12 protein-coding genes are annotated in these 12,554 nt (G+C 39.8%); 7 read left to right on the top strand and 5 right to left on the bottom strand.

Annotated features, from left to right (window positions below; translation table 11 throughout):
• The first annotated feature begins 203 nt into the window (after nt 1-203).
• The 3 genes from cls to pepF all read left to right on the top strand — a co-directional run bounded on the left by cls (nt 204) and on the right by pepF (nt 5,008).
• Nucleotides 204-1,721 (top strand): cardiolipin synthase, encoded by a 1,518-nt coding sequence (cls, locus tag BK575_RS02085; RefSeq protein ID WP_078408680.1) that lies wholly within the window; start codon nt 204-206, stop codon nt 1,719-1,721.
• Between the two features lie 146 nt (nt 1,722-1,867).
• On the top strand, nt 1,868-3,052 hold the full coding sequence (locus BK575_RS02090; protein WP_169907492.1) for a competence protein CoiA: 1,185 nt from the start codon (nt 1,868-1,870) through the stop codon (nt 3,050-3,052).
• 135 nt (nt 3,053-3,187) lie between these two features.
• Nucleotides 3,188-5,008 (top strand): oligoendopeptidase F, encoded by a 1,821-nt coding sequence (pepF, locus tag BK575_RS02095; protein WP_078408682.1) that lies wholly within the window; start codon nt 3,188-3,190, stop codon nt 5,006-5,008.
• Nucleotides 5,009-5,601: 593 nt separating this feature from the next.
• Here the strand turns inward: pepF and BK575_RS02100 are convergent.
• From BK575_RS02100 to BK575_RS02115, 4 genes are all read right to left on the bottom strand, one after another.
• Nucleotides 5,602-6,447 (bottom strand): ClpXP adapter SpxH family protein, encoded by an 846-nt coding sequence (locus BK575_RS02100; RefSeq protein ID WP_078414604.1) that lies wholly within the window; start codon nt 6,445-6,447, stop codon nt 5,602-5,604.
• A 38-nt stretch (nt 6,448-6,485) separates the two neighbouring features.
• Entirely contained in the window at nt 6,486-6,887 is a 402-nt protein-coding gene (locus tag BK575_RS02105) for a globin domain-containing protein (protein ID WP_078408683.1), read from the bottom strand.
• Between the two features lie 376 nt (nt 6,888-7,263).
• Nucleotides 7,264-7,899: a lytic transglycosylase domain-containing protein gene (locus BK575_RS02110; RefSeq protein ID WP_078408684.1), complete on the bottom strand. Its 636-nt coding sequence runs from the start codon at nt 7,897-7,899 to the stop codon at nt 7,264-7,266.
• 2 nt (nt 7,900-7,901) lie between these two features.
• Complete coding sequence (locus BK575_RS02115) at nt 7,902-8,492, bottom strand: CYTH domain-containing protein (protein WP_078408685.1); 591 nt, start codon at nt 8,490-8,492, stop codon at nt 7,902-7,904.
• A gap of 105 nt (nt 8,493-8,597) precedes the next feature.
• Here BK575_RS02115 and BK575_RS02120 point away from each other — a divergent pair, with 105 nt between their 5' ends.
• The 4 genes from BK575_RS02120 (at nt 8,598) to BK575_RS02135 (ending at nt 11,620) form a co-directional block, all read left to right on the top strand.
• A complete protein-coding gene (locus BK575_RS02120) occupies nt 8,598-8,987 on the top strand; it encodes a UPF0738 family protein (RefSeq protein WP_078408686.1) in 390 nt (129 codons plus the stop codon).
• Nucleotides 8,988-9,040: 53 nt separating this feature from the next.
• Nucleotides 9,041-9,673, top strand: a complete 633-nt coding sequence (locus tag BK575_RS02125) for a GTP diphosphokinase (RefSeq protein WP_028398413.1) — start codon at nt 9,041-9,043, stop codon at nt 9,671-9,673.
• A 107-nt stretch (nt 9,674-9,780) separates the two neighbouring features.
• Nucleotides 9,781-10,575: an NAD kinase gene (locus tag BK575_RS02130; RefSeq protein WP_028398414.1), complete on the top strand. Its 795-nt coding sequence runs from the start codon at nt 9,781-9,783 to the stop codon at nt 10,573-10,575.
• Nucleotides 10,576-10,723: 148 nt separating this feature from the next.
• On the top strand, nt 10,724-11,620 hold the full coding sequence (locus BK575_RS02135; protein ID WP_078408687.1) for an RluA family pseudouridine synthase: 897 nt from the start codon (nt 10,724-10,726) through the stop codon (nt 11,618-11,620).
• 68 nt (nt 11,621-11,688) lie between these two features.
• Here BK575_RS02135 and prpE read toward each other — a convergent pair whose 3' ends face one another.
• Nucleotides 11,689-12,432, bottom strand: coding sequence for a bis(5'-nucleosyl)-tetraphosphatase PrpE (gene prpE / locus BK575_RS02140; protein WP_078408688.1), 744 nt, complete (start codon nt 12,430-12,432; stop codon nt 11,689-11,691).
• Between the last annotated feature and the right edge of the window lie 122 nt (nt 12,433-12,554).

Here is a 12,554-nt window from a genome sequence, read left to right on the forward strand (position 1 = left end):
ATGAAATCGGTTTTTATTTGTCGTCAGCTTTGTTTTCGGTGCGTCGAGGTTAACATAAAATTAATATAATCTTTAAATAAAATGGAATTCGGGAGTGAATAGGAATAAGATATGGAGAGATTAAAGGGAAGGGAGCGTAGCGTAAGAAGCTTGTTTCTTTAACCCGTATTGATGGAAAGAATTTAGAGATAGGTGAATCGACTTTGAAAAACCGATTACAGTTATTATTATTTGCATCAGGATTTATTTTGCTTTTATTTATTACAAAGGATCATTGGAATGGTAAATGGCTGGGAGCCCTCAGCATTTTAATGACCATTAGTGTGATATTAATCGGTCTTATGATTTCACTAGAAAATCGTCATCCCACTCAGACATTGACATGGCTTGTTGTGCTGGGAAGCTTTCCCGTTTTAGGCTTCTTCTTTTATCTTTTTTTTGGCAGAAACATTCGAAAGAAACGATTGTTTGAGAAGAAAGCCAAGCTTGATGAGCAAGTCTTATTAAAAGTGGAAGGAGCACAAGAAGTTCGGGATGAGCATTTGGAACAAATGGGAGAACATCAGCGCCATCTTTTCTACCTCGCCCATCGCTTAGGAAAAACACCGATCTCATTTGCATCTGAAACACAGGCACTGACAAATGGTGATGAAACGTATACGGCTATATTGGATGCTCTTCAGTATGCCAAACATCATATTCATTTGGAATATTACATTGTCCGTAACGATAACCTCGGGCAGCAAATTAAAGAAAAGCTCATACAAAAAGTGAAAGAAGGGGTTTATGTCCGATTTTTGTACGATGCAGTGGGCAGCTGGAAATTATCAAAGCGTTATATTGAAGAGTTATGTGAAGCGGGAGTGGAGATGGTCCCCTTTTTACCCGTTCGCCTTCCTTTTTTCAATGATACGATGAATTTCCGCAATCATCGTAAAATTATAGTCATTGATGGAAACATTGGCTTTGTGGGGGGATTGAATATTGGTGATGAGTATTTAGGGCATAGCCGTTATTTCGGGTTTTGGCGTGATACCCATCTAAAAGTGGAAGGAGAAGCGGTTCGTTCCCTGCAACTCATTTTTCTTCAGGATTGGTATTACATGACGGGAGAGACATTGTTGACATCTGCCTATTTATCACCCGATTTACAAGATATAAACGGAGTAGACTGCGGGGGCGTTCAACTGATTGCTGGAGGGCCAGATCGGGAGTGGCAAGTGATTAAGCATTTGTTTTTTTCCTTGATTACATCCGCTAAAGAGTCCATTTGGATTGCATCACCGTATTTTATTCCAGATGAAGATATTTTTACAGCTCTGAAGGTTGCAGCGTTAAGCGGAATCGATGTTCGACTTCTCGTGCCAAAGCGGCCGGACAAACGGATTGTGTTCTATGCCTCTCGTTCTTATTTTCCTGAGTTACTGCAAGCTGGGGTCAAAATATATGAATACGAAAAAGGCTTCATGCATAGTAAAATTGTGATTGTTGACAAAGAATTGGCCTCTATTGGCACCGCTAATATGGATATGAGAAGCTTTCACTTAAACTTCGAGGTTAATGCCTTTTTGTACCGTACATCCAGCACTCAAAAGCTTGTATATGAATATATGCAGGATTTGGAGGACTCGGCACCTATTCATTTAGAAGGTTTTGAACAGCGCTCCATTTTGCATCGATTGTTTGAATCAACTTCTAGGTTGTTGTCTCCATTGCTCTAAAAAAGTCCGGATGGGGTTCATCCGGACTTTTTTAGAGGAAAGATGAAAAAACGTCGAAATCGACATTTTCATCTAATATGATTAACAGGAAATGCAATGAAAATAGCGAATTATCAGGAAGAACAAAATGAAAGGAGTGAATGGAATTGCTGATAGCACAAAATGTAAAAGGTGAACTTGTATCAATTCTTTCTTATCCATCAAGGCAAAGGCTTCGCCAAATAAGAGGGAAGGAGAAATTTTATTGTCCCATCTGTGAAGAAGAAGTAAAGCTGAAGGTGGGGAATAAAAACATTCCACATTTTTCTCACTGCAGCACGATGGCGTGTGAGGGGGAGTTTGAAGGAGAGAGCGAGTACCATCTTCTTGGCAAACAGCAGCTCTTCACAGTTCTTCAAAAACAATATAGAACCGAGCTTGAGCCATATTTGTTATCCATCCGTCAACGGCCTGATTTATTAGTGAAAACAAATACAAGGGAGTTTCCCATCGAGTTTCAGTGTGCCGCGCTGTCCGATCAAATTCTTTGTAAGAGAACAAGAACGTACGAAAGGGAAGGATATACTCCAATTTGGATTTTGGGAGCAAAGAGATATAAACGGATTTCTTCTTATCTCCATGAGTTATCTCCTTTCGAATGGAATTTCCTTCGTACCGACCTGCCTCATGCCCCATTTCTTCTATATTATTCTTCTCTTGAACAACATCTCATTCAACTTCAGCATATTTACCCCTTTTCCACCAAGATAGTTTTTGCCGCTCCGAAAATTATTCCCCTTCCATATGTTAACCTTTCGCATTTTTTTCCAAAAGGAAGAGAACGCTTCTCTGCTCTTTTTTATGCGTGGAACAGAAAAAAGAAAAGATGGAGGCTTTCATACATGCTCTATCGAAATAAGCAATACGAAAGTTTTTTAAGAACCTTATACGAAAAATGTATTCCCCCTTCTCACTTTCCCGCAGAGGCAGGAATTCCCCATCCGTTGCTTTATGAAATCGAAACACCTGCGTGTATCTGGCAAGCATATGTGCTGATTGATTTATTCTCCAAGCGAACAATTGGCAATACTGTAACATGGAATGAAATCGTGTTTTCTTTTTCAAAGCGAATAAGGCAAAAAGAAATTAGTCTTCGCCAATTTTTCCTTAATCCAGTCAGGGAGCCTTATAGGGCACTTCACGAGTATATAGAAGTATTGTGCTCCTTAAAAATACTGAAAAGGGTGGAAATGGGGCGCTATGAGCTGCTGCGGTGCTATACGCTTCCGAAAACAACAAGCGATGCTTTTATAGAGGATACGGAGCTGTTAAACAAGTTAAAGCAAATGTAATGACAAATGATTAAAAAATTATTACGATTGGAAAAAGCATTCTTTGAATGCTTTTTCCATAACCTCATAGAATAAAAAGGATTAGCCTGATGGAAATCGAATGTATGTAACAAACGACTATTGGAGGGAAGAACAATGGCTGAACAGTCTGCTGTAAAAAAACTGCCTGCCCGCAGTGAGATTAAAGTTGAAGATACATGGAAATTAGAAGATATCTTTACCACGGACGATGCGTGGGAAAAAGAGTTTGAAGAAGTAAAAGCTCTTATTCCGAATATGGCTAAATATCAGGGGAAGCTTGGCGAATCTGCCAATTCATTATATGAAGCGCTTCAAACACAAGATGAATTAACGAGAAAAGCGAGCATTTTATATACATACGCCCATATGCGCTATGATCAGGATACGACCAATTCATTGTATCAAGGTTTAAACGATCGGATTAAAACATTATATACCCAGGTTGCGAGCTCGCTTTCATTTGTGACGCCGGAGCTATTATCCATTGATGAGCAACAGCTCAAGGGTTTTTTACAGGAAAAAGAAGGGCTGAAGTTATATGAACATGCGTTAGATGAGGTGAACCGCCAGCGCCCGCATGTATTGTCTGCTGAAGAAGAAGGGCTGTTAGCGCAAGCTTCTGAAGTACTAGGGGCTTCCAGCAATACGTTTGGGATGTTAAACAATGCTGACTTGGAGTTTCCATCCATTAAAGATGAAAATGGCGATGAGGTAGAGATTACACATGGACGATATATTCGCTTTTTAGAGAGTGAAGACCGTCGCGTACGCGAGGAAGCGTTTAAGGCAGTGTATAAAACATATGGACAATTTAAAAATACATTTGCAAGTACATTAAGCGGTACAGTTAAAAAAGATAATTTTAATGCTCGTGTACGTCATTATGATTCAGCGCGCCATGCTGCTTTAAGCAATAACAACATTCCAGAAGAAGTGTACGATAATCTTGTTAAAACGGTAAATGAGAATTTGCATCTACTTCATCGATATGTGGAGCTGCGTAAAAAAGTGCTGGGACTCGATGAGCTTCATATGTATGATTTGTATACGCCGCTTGTAAAAGATGTGAAAATGGAAGTGACGTACGAAGAAGCAAAAGAGTACATCTTAGAAGGGCTGAAGCCGCTTGGAGAGGATTATTTAAATGTATTACGCGACGGATTTGAAAATCGTTGGGTAGATATTCATGAAAACAAAGGAAAGCGAAGCGGAGCCTATTCTTCCGGAACATATGGGACAAATCCGTATATCTTAATGAACTGGCAGAACAATGTGAATAACCTGTTTACATTGGCACATGAGTTCGGTCATTCTGTGCACAGCTATTATACGCGTAAAACACAACCATACCCGTACGGCGATTATTCGATTTTTGTCGCAGAAGTGGCTTCTACATGCAACGAAGCCTTGTTGAATGATTATCTTTTAAAAACGATTGAGGATCCGAAAAAACGTTTATACTTATTAAATCATTATTTAGAAGGGTTCCGAGGCACTGTGTTCCGTCAAACAATGTTTGCTGAATTTGAGCACGACATTCATGTCCGTGCCCAAAATGGTGAACCTTTAACGCCGGAATTATTAACGAATGCTTATTATGAGTTAAATAAAAAATATTTTGGCGACGGTCTTCACATTGATGAAGAAATCGGTTTAGAGTGGGCGCGCATTCCACATTTCTATTACAACTATTATGTTTATCAATATGCAACAGGCTTCAGTGCTGCAGCGGCGCTAAGCAAACAGATTTTAGAAGAAGGGGAGCCGGCGGTTGCACGTTATATCGGTTTCTTAAAGGCAGGAAGCTCTGATTATCCGATTAATGTACTGAAAAAAGCAGGTGTGGATATGGCGACATCACAGCCAATTGAAGAAGCACTTGCTGTTTTTGAACAAAAGTTAACGGAAATGGAACAATTATTAGCTTCTCTATAACAAAAAGATGCTGCAAAACCATGGTTTTGCAGCATCTTTTTGCTAGACAGGAGGTACTGTTTAAACAGTCGCCTCCACTTTTCTTTAAAATCCTTTAAATTGGTTACGAATATTTAAAATCCAGAGGGTGGCCAAAATGGATAAAAAAAGAAGGGGAGCAGCAATGAAAATAGGCGCTAAATTCATTAGTGATAAAAAATAAAATAAGAAAGAGCCGATAATTGCCATGATTCCTATTAACAGTAAAATGTTGTGCATGGATTCAAAACCTTTCTTCTTTGGTTTATTTCTAAATATATATGCGAATATTAAATGGTTTTTTCTTTAAATTCCAAGCTTGGGGTACCCTTTTGAAAAAGTAATGGTACGAAGCTACCCCCTCATCTTTTTCCTTGAAATGGATTTTATTTGTCGAATTTGTGAATTTAGGGGAAATCACTTGTCAAAACTCGACATAATTTGCTATATTATTAACGTGAAGTTTATCACAAACAAACATATACCCCTTTGTTTGACCGTGAAAAATTTCTCCCATCCCCTTGTTGTCTTAAGACAAACAAAAAAGACCCGGATTTCCGGGTCTTTTTTGTTTATTAGCTCTCAATATACTTCCAAAACGTTCCGTATTTAACAGGCACCTGTTCAACTTTTTGCTGCAGCTGCATTTTTTTCAGCTCCCGTTCCGCATCTTTTGTCGAAACGTCGTAGACGACGGCTACTTCTGTTGTCGCTACGAACTTAAAATACTGTAAAAACATATTTAAAGGGGGCAACGATGAAGGAGAGGGCTGATATCCCAACATTTCATGAAGAATTTGTACATACATCTCATATGGGTAGCATCCCGTCACTTTAATTCCTTCCTCTTCCACATCTTCATTAAAGAACACGAGAGTCGGAATTTCTTGCACATCCATTTCTCCTGTGATTTTTCCATCACACTGAAACGCTTTTGCGGCACTTTCAGAGCGCAAATCTTTATGGAACTCAGCTATATCTAATCCTATTTCTTGTGCACATTGCATTAGTACATTTTCATCTGAAATATTTTGCTTTTCTAAAAAGACGACTTCTTGTACTTTTCGTAAAAAGCGAAGGCCTTGCCGCTTCCCTTGCAATCCCGCTGCTTTGATCGCAATGGAGGCTGCATACGGAGAGGAAATCGGATTTTCCAGCCATAGATTTCCATCGCAAGACATTCCTGAACGACTTGCTGTTCGTTCCCATACACGCGCCATATCTTCAAATTGTTGCTTTGGTCTTGTATTTAAAGTTGTTAAACGTCCACTCAGCACATGTTTTAAAGTGAAAAATTGTCCATACTCAATTTGAAGTTTCTTTACAATTGGTTCAAGTGCCCAGCACTCAGGACATAAAGGGTCGATGAAAAAATAAATTTCCAACGGTTTCTTATTCGAACCCTGACAGAGCTGTGACAGAGAGTAAGAAGGGTTAGAGAAATCTTGAACACTCAAGGTTAGTTTCCTTCCTCGTCGGTATCTTCCGGTGTATTGATCATGTGCTGGGCAGTTAATACAAGACGTTGGAAAAATTGGGTGCGAAGTTCTCCTTCAAGTCCCACTTCGTCCATAGCTTCACTCATACAATTCAGCCATGCTTTAGCTCTTGATGGTGTAATAGGAAATGGCAAGTGCCGGGCGCGCATCATCGGATGCCCATGCTCTTCTGTATAGAGAGACGGACCTCCCAGGTATTGAGTCAAAAATTGCTTTTGTTTGCGAGCCGTTTCTGTTAAGTCAGGCGGAAAAATCGGGATAAGTTCAGGATGATTTCCTACTCGTTTATAAAACGCATCTACAAGCCTTGTTAACATCTTCTCACCAATCGCATCATAGGGCGTATACATTTGATTCGTCATGTCGATAACTCCTTTAAACCTATTGTTCGCGAAAACAGTTCTTATCTTTAACGGGTAATAAGACCCTTGCTGAATAAAGTTTCCTTTATTGTATCAACGCCATGGTAATATCTCAAACTATTCGCTTGCTCACTTTTCTTTCGCTCCAACCAATGGTACAATTTTCGCTTCCAAACAAGAATAGGTCGTGTTGTGACATCAGCTTAGCTCGTCCATCTTTTAGAGCCGCTTCTCACTAAAAGGTTTCTTTATTTTCAGGCTGGAGAAAGAACGGATATCCCTTGTTAGGATATGTATGGTCAGCGTTTCTCAATCAAAAAAACCTTTTGAATCTTTGCGTGCAGCAAGCATAAGAATCAAAAGGAAGATTGTCATGTTATGTTAAATAGGTATTGGTAATTTTTTGAACATACCGCTGCGTTTCTTTGAAAGGAGGAATTCCTCCGTATTTATCAACGTTGCCTGGGCCGGCATTATAAGCCGCAAGTGCCAAGGAGAGGTTACCGTCATATTTATCAAGCATCTGCCGCAAATATTTTGCTCCTCCGCTAATATTTTGCATAGGATCATATGGGTCTGTTACACCGAGATAACGGGCGGTACTCGGCATTAGCTGCATAAGTCCCATGGCCCCTGCCTGACTTTTTGCTTTCGGATTAAAATTCGATTCATGACGGATGACAGATTTAAGCAATTTAGGATCTAAATTATATGCTTGAGCTGTTTTTTCAATCATCCCTTCCATACTGGACCCCTGTGAAACAGGAACTGCGGGTGGAGTTGGCTGTGCCGTTTTGCTCATTACTGCTCCTGTTTTAAAGGGGAGGAAGGAAGAATATGAAGAAAGAGGCTGGATATTTGCTTTCTTTACAGGCTCTTCCTGATCGGTAAGGAGCTGCTGCAGCACTTCTTGAAACATTGATGTATTCGCATTGGAAGGGGAAACAGGTGTCCCTGAAAAGCTGCGAAGAGCTTGTAATTCAAGTAAGGTTTTCAAAGATTGAACGTCCATGCTTATTCCTCGCTTATTTGTGAGTATTTCAATTGGTAAAATCGTCGGATTTTATTTTCTGTATGCCGAATCGGAATACAGAATTGTTCAAGCAAATCGTTAAATTGCTGTTTGCCAACGTGGAAATCAGCGGCTTCAAATTCCAATTCATAATCATCCTTATTTAAATAGAAACTATGGTCTAACACAAGAAGTCCATCTTTATATGGAAGTTGTGACCGTTTGGTTGCCAATGTTCCGAAATGAACGAGCCGAGTGACATCGATACCAAGCTGTTGAATGAGGCCTGCGATTTCGCCTGTTATCGCTGCGTCACCGTCTAACAGCGTGGCCGCTTCTTGAGTAGACAGAGACTGATGGGATTCCAGCAACCCGTCATTATAGGGCTGCTTTAATGTCAGCGTATATATCTCTTTCTTTTTCCGAATTCTTAGGGCAGTCCCATGATTTTTTAAAGAAAACTCAGGTGTATCAAAATAATGATTTTCTTGTGTAATGAAATCGTCCTCTTTTACGGAAAAATGAGAGGCGAGCCTGTGAAATTCTTCTTCTGTCAGTAAATTTTTAAACTCAATTTCTAATTCTTGTTTCATAAAGCTTGTCCTTTCTTCTATTAAGTATGTGTTGTTCCTATTATCCCATACCCCGTCCTTATGTTAAAATAAAAAACGAATTGGATTGCTGGGAGGAGTTTATATATGAAAAAACGAATTGAAGTGATAGAAAGTTATATCGAACAGGAGCATTTATATTTAGCTGCACAACCATTTGAGGCAGAGATTCAGGAAATCCGCGATGCCGCCCAAATGATTACAGATTCCGATAATCTATCATTTATCTATATTATCGACGTTAACGATCAATTTGTTTACGTGAGTGTACCTGAAAAGAATTGGTCTCATTTAAAGGAGGCCCTTGATCGTGAGTACGGCGTATATCTAAAACTGAATAATCACACTTTACAATTGGAAAGTTTTTTAGATGAGCTTCGTTATTTAATCGAGAACATTGAAGGAAACGCTAACTACGGAGAGAAAATGGTCTCGGCGGTGGAAGAGATTTTTTTAGCTCGTGAGGACGAATCATAAAAAAAGAGCAGATTCGTTTTGTTAGTATTGGCAGATTGGGGGACATATTAGCAATGGTACAGCATTGGGATTTATTTTTGGCTCCTTATAAACAGGCAGTAGAAGAGCTGAAGGTGAAATTGAAAGGGATGCGCTCACAATTTGAAATGCAGTCAACAAATTCACCAGTTGAATTTGTCACAGGCAGGGTAAAACCGATTCCAAGCATTTTAGATAAAGCGGCAAGAAAAGGAATCCCTCTTGATAAGCTGGAAGAAGAGATGCAAGATATAGGCGGCTTACGAATGATGTGTCAATTCGTTGATGACATTAAAACGGTTGTGAAAATGCTTCGCCAGCGAACGGATTTTGAAATTGTAGAAGAAAGGGATTATATTACCCAAAAAAAGGCGAGCGGTTATCGTTCGTATCATGTGGTTATCCGCTATCCTGTTCAGACCATTAACGGTGAGAAAAAAATCCTAATCGAAATTCAAATCCGTACATTAGCCATGAATTTTTGGGCCACGATTGAACATTCTTTAAATTATAAATACAGCGGAAATTTTCCTGAAGAGATTAAAGAAAGGCTTCATCGTGCAGCGGAAGCAGCCTTTCGATTAGATGAAGAAATGTCTCAAATTCGAGGCGAGATTCAGGAAGCGCAAGTTATTTTCTTACGTAAGCAAGAAAATGCAGAAGAATAGACGAAAGAAAACATCATAGTGCTAATTCTGCAACGGTACATTCCGAGCAGCCAGCGTTTCAGGATTGAAAGGCAGGGGTAAGGAAAGAAATGGGATGGGGTGAAGAAATGAAATTTGCCATTACGTCAAAAGGTGATCAAACTTCTAACATGCTAATGCAAAAGATGCGTACCTATTTACTGGATTTTCAACTGGAATATGATGAGAATCAGCCGGACATCGTTATCTCTGTGGGAGGCGACGGGACACTTCTGTATGCGTTTCATCGTTATCGGAATCGTCTAGATAAAACGGCTTTCATTGGAGTACATACAGGCCATTTAGGTTTTTATGCGGACTGGGTTCCGGAGGAAATTGAAAAAATGGTCATCGCGATTGCGAAAACTCCGTATCAAGTGGTGGAATATCCTTTATTGGAAGTTATTATCCGTTATATAAACGGCAATCGCGAATCGCGTTATTTAGCTTTGAATGAATGTACAGTGAAGAGTGTAGAAGGTTCACTTGTCATGAATTTAGAAATAAAGGGACAATTGTTTGAAACGTTCCGGGGAGATGGATTATGTATTTCGACTCCTTCAGGAAGTACAGCGTATAACAAATCTCTCGGAGGAGCCATCTTGCATCCTTCATTGGAAGCTTTTCAAATTGCGGAGATGGCGTCGATTAACAATCGAGTGTTCCGAACAATCGGTTCCCCGCTCATTTTGCCGTCGCATCATACATGTATGTTGAAACCAATCAATGATGTGGACTATCAGATTACAATTGATCATCTTACTCTTTTACATAAGGATGTTAAATCCATTCAATTTCGTGTTGCAGATGAAAAAATCCGATTTGCCCGCTTCCGTGCATTTCCGTTTTGGCAACGGGTAAGAGATTCATTCGTTTCTGACTAAGGAACGAGGCCGACAGATATACTTGTCGGCCTCGTTTCCTAAAGGGGAATGGAAAACTGTATTCAAGCTGTTTTTGACTCATCCCTGCAAAATATTGAAAATCCAACATCATTGTTTAACGAAGCTTTAAATGAAAGGAAAGAAAAGAATGAGTGAACAGTTTACATTGACATGGACTGTAAGTGAAAAAGACTCCGGACGTTTAGTACGGGAGTTTTTAAAAGAGCACGACATTTCTAAAACAGCCTTAACGGATATTAAGTTTAATGGCGGAGATATTTTAGTAAATGGTGAGCATGTAACCGTCCGTTATCCTCTGGAACGAGGGGATGTATTAACTGTTTTATTTCCTCCTGAAGTACCGAGCGAAGGGTTAGCGGCAGAAAATATCTCTCTTGATATTGTGTATGAGGATGAGTACATATTAGTCATTAACAAACCATCCTTTTTATCAAGTATTCCGTCACGTGAACATCCAACTGGATCATTGAGCCATGCGCTGCTTCATTATTATGAAAATCAACATATTGCTTCGACCATTCATTTAGTGAGTCGGCTTGACCGTGACACATCGGGACTTTTAATTGTTGCCAAACATCGATATGTTCATCATTTATTTTCGAAAGAACAAAGAAATCATAACATTCATCGGACTTATCGGGCACTCGTTCACGGAATTCTTCCTGTTGATAATGGAACCATTGATGCACCAATCGGACGAAAAAGCGAAAGCATTATTGAACGGGAAGTCCGTTCAGATGGGCAGCATGCGGTTACTCATTATGAAGTACTGGAGCGCTTGGATGATTGTACATATGTCCAATTAAAGCTGGAAACCGGCCGTACTCATCAAATTCGCGTTCATTTATCATATTTAGGCCATCCTCTCTTAGGAGATGAATTGTATGGGGGAAGCAGGAACAAAATTGAACGCCAGGCTCTTCATAGTCATGAGCTGAATTTTTATCACCCTATTCTTCGAAAAGCCTTTTCTTTTAGGGCTGATATTCCGGAGGATATGAAGCGTCTTGTCCAAATAAGGTGATTCAAACGGTTATAATCCCGTTTGAATCACCTTAAACTTTTCTGCCGTCTTATATTGCCGGGAACATATTAATCATCAAATGAACGAAACTTTTCCGGGACATAAGGCATGGAAGATGAAACGGACACGATTTCCTGTTCCGGGTAACAAAAGGCGGTCAATTTCCCGCCGAATACCGCTCCTGTATCAATGTTTATCGTACTGTTTATTTTCCGAGGCTCTTTGACAGGAGTATGTCCGTAAACAATAAGGGATTTCCCTTTGTAATGCTGTGCCCAGTCGCGGCGAACCGGTGATCCGTCCGGATGGGTTTCCCCTGTAATGTCCCCATAAAAAACAAATGTTTTAACCTTTTGATTGAACTTTCCGATGTAATCTTCGCGAATGCCGGCATGAGCGACAATGACTTTATTGTTATCAAGCTGTAAATAAAGGGGCGCACTTTCATATAATTCCATGAATTGATGACGAATGGCTGTTCGATCGGCGGAGGAAAGATCCTCATATTCTGCAACTGTTGTTTCTAATCCGTGAGAAATTTGGACTTTGTTTCCAAGAAAAAAGCGGTATAACTTATTACAATGATTTCCAGGGCAGTAATGAGCCTCCTTCTCTTGGATGACAAGCTTATGTACGATACGAATGACTTCTAAAGAACGCGGCCCTCTATCTGTTAAATCTCCTACAAATACTAGCTGTCGGCCATTTGGATGTTTTGGCAGCCCCTGTTCCCAAGAGTATCCCAGTTTTTTTGTTAGTTGTACAAACTCTTTGTGGCATCCGTGAATGTCTCCAATGATATCGAATTTCATCTAAATCCGTCCTTTCAACAAAATAAAATAGCGGGCTATTTGTGTAAACTATAGAAGGATGTTGAAACAGGCGAATGGATCTAGGAAATGCCAAAAGCCGTCGCCTTTAAGTATTGTTACCG

It is taken from the genome of Priestia abyssalis, from assembly GCF_002019595.1.
GTDB classification, from domain to species: domain Bacteria; phylum Bacillota; class Bacilli; order Bacillales; family Bacillaceae_H; genus Bacillus_BA; species Bacillus_BA abyssalis.

What these genes read in the sequence shown, in the direction of transcription:
- prpE (WP_078408688.1), bottom strand. Translation starts at nt 12,432, where the DNA reads ATGAAATTCGATATCATTGGAGACATTCACGGATGCCACAAAGAGTTT.
- pepF (WP_078408682.1), top strand. Translation starts at nt 3,188, where the DNA reads ATGGCTGAACAGTCTGCTGTAAAAAAACTGCCTGCCCGCAGTGAGATT.
- BK575_RS02110 (WP_078408684.1), bottom strand. Translation starts at nt 7,899, where the DNA reads ATGGACGTTCAATCTTTGAAAACCTTACTTGAATTACAAGCTCTTCGC.
- BK575_RS02115 (WP_078408685.1), bottom strand. Translation starts at nt 8,492, where the DNA reads ATGAAACAAGAATTAGAAATTGAGTTTAAAAATTTACTGACAGAAGAA.
- BK575_RS02120 (WP_078408686.1), top strand. Translation starts at nt 8,598, where the DNA reads ATGAAAAAACGAATTGAAGTGATAGAAAGTTATATCGAACAGGAGCAT.
- BK575_RS02135 (WP_078408687.1), top strand. Translation starts at nt 10,724, where the DNA reads ATGAGTGAACAGTTTACATTGACATGGACTGTAAGTGAAAAAGACTCC.
- BK575_RS02130 (WP_028398414.1), top strand. Translation starts at nt 9,781, where the DNA reads ATGAAATTTGCCATTACGTCAAAAGGTGATCAAACTTCTAACATGCTA.
- BK575_RS02105 (WP_078408683.1), bottom strand. Translation starts at nt 6,887, where the DNA reads ATGACGAATCAAATGTATACGCCCTATGATGCGATTGGTGAGAAGATG.
- BK575_RS02125 (WP_028398413.1), top strand. Translation starts at nt 9,041, where the DNA reads ATGGTACAGCATTGGGATTTATTTTTGGCTCCTTATAAACAGGCAGTA.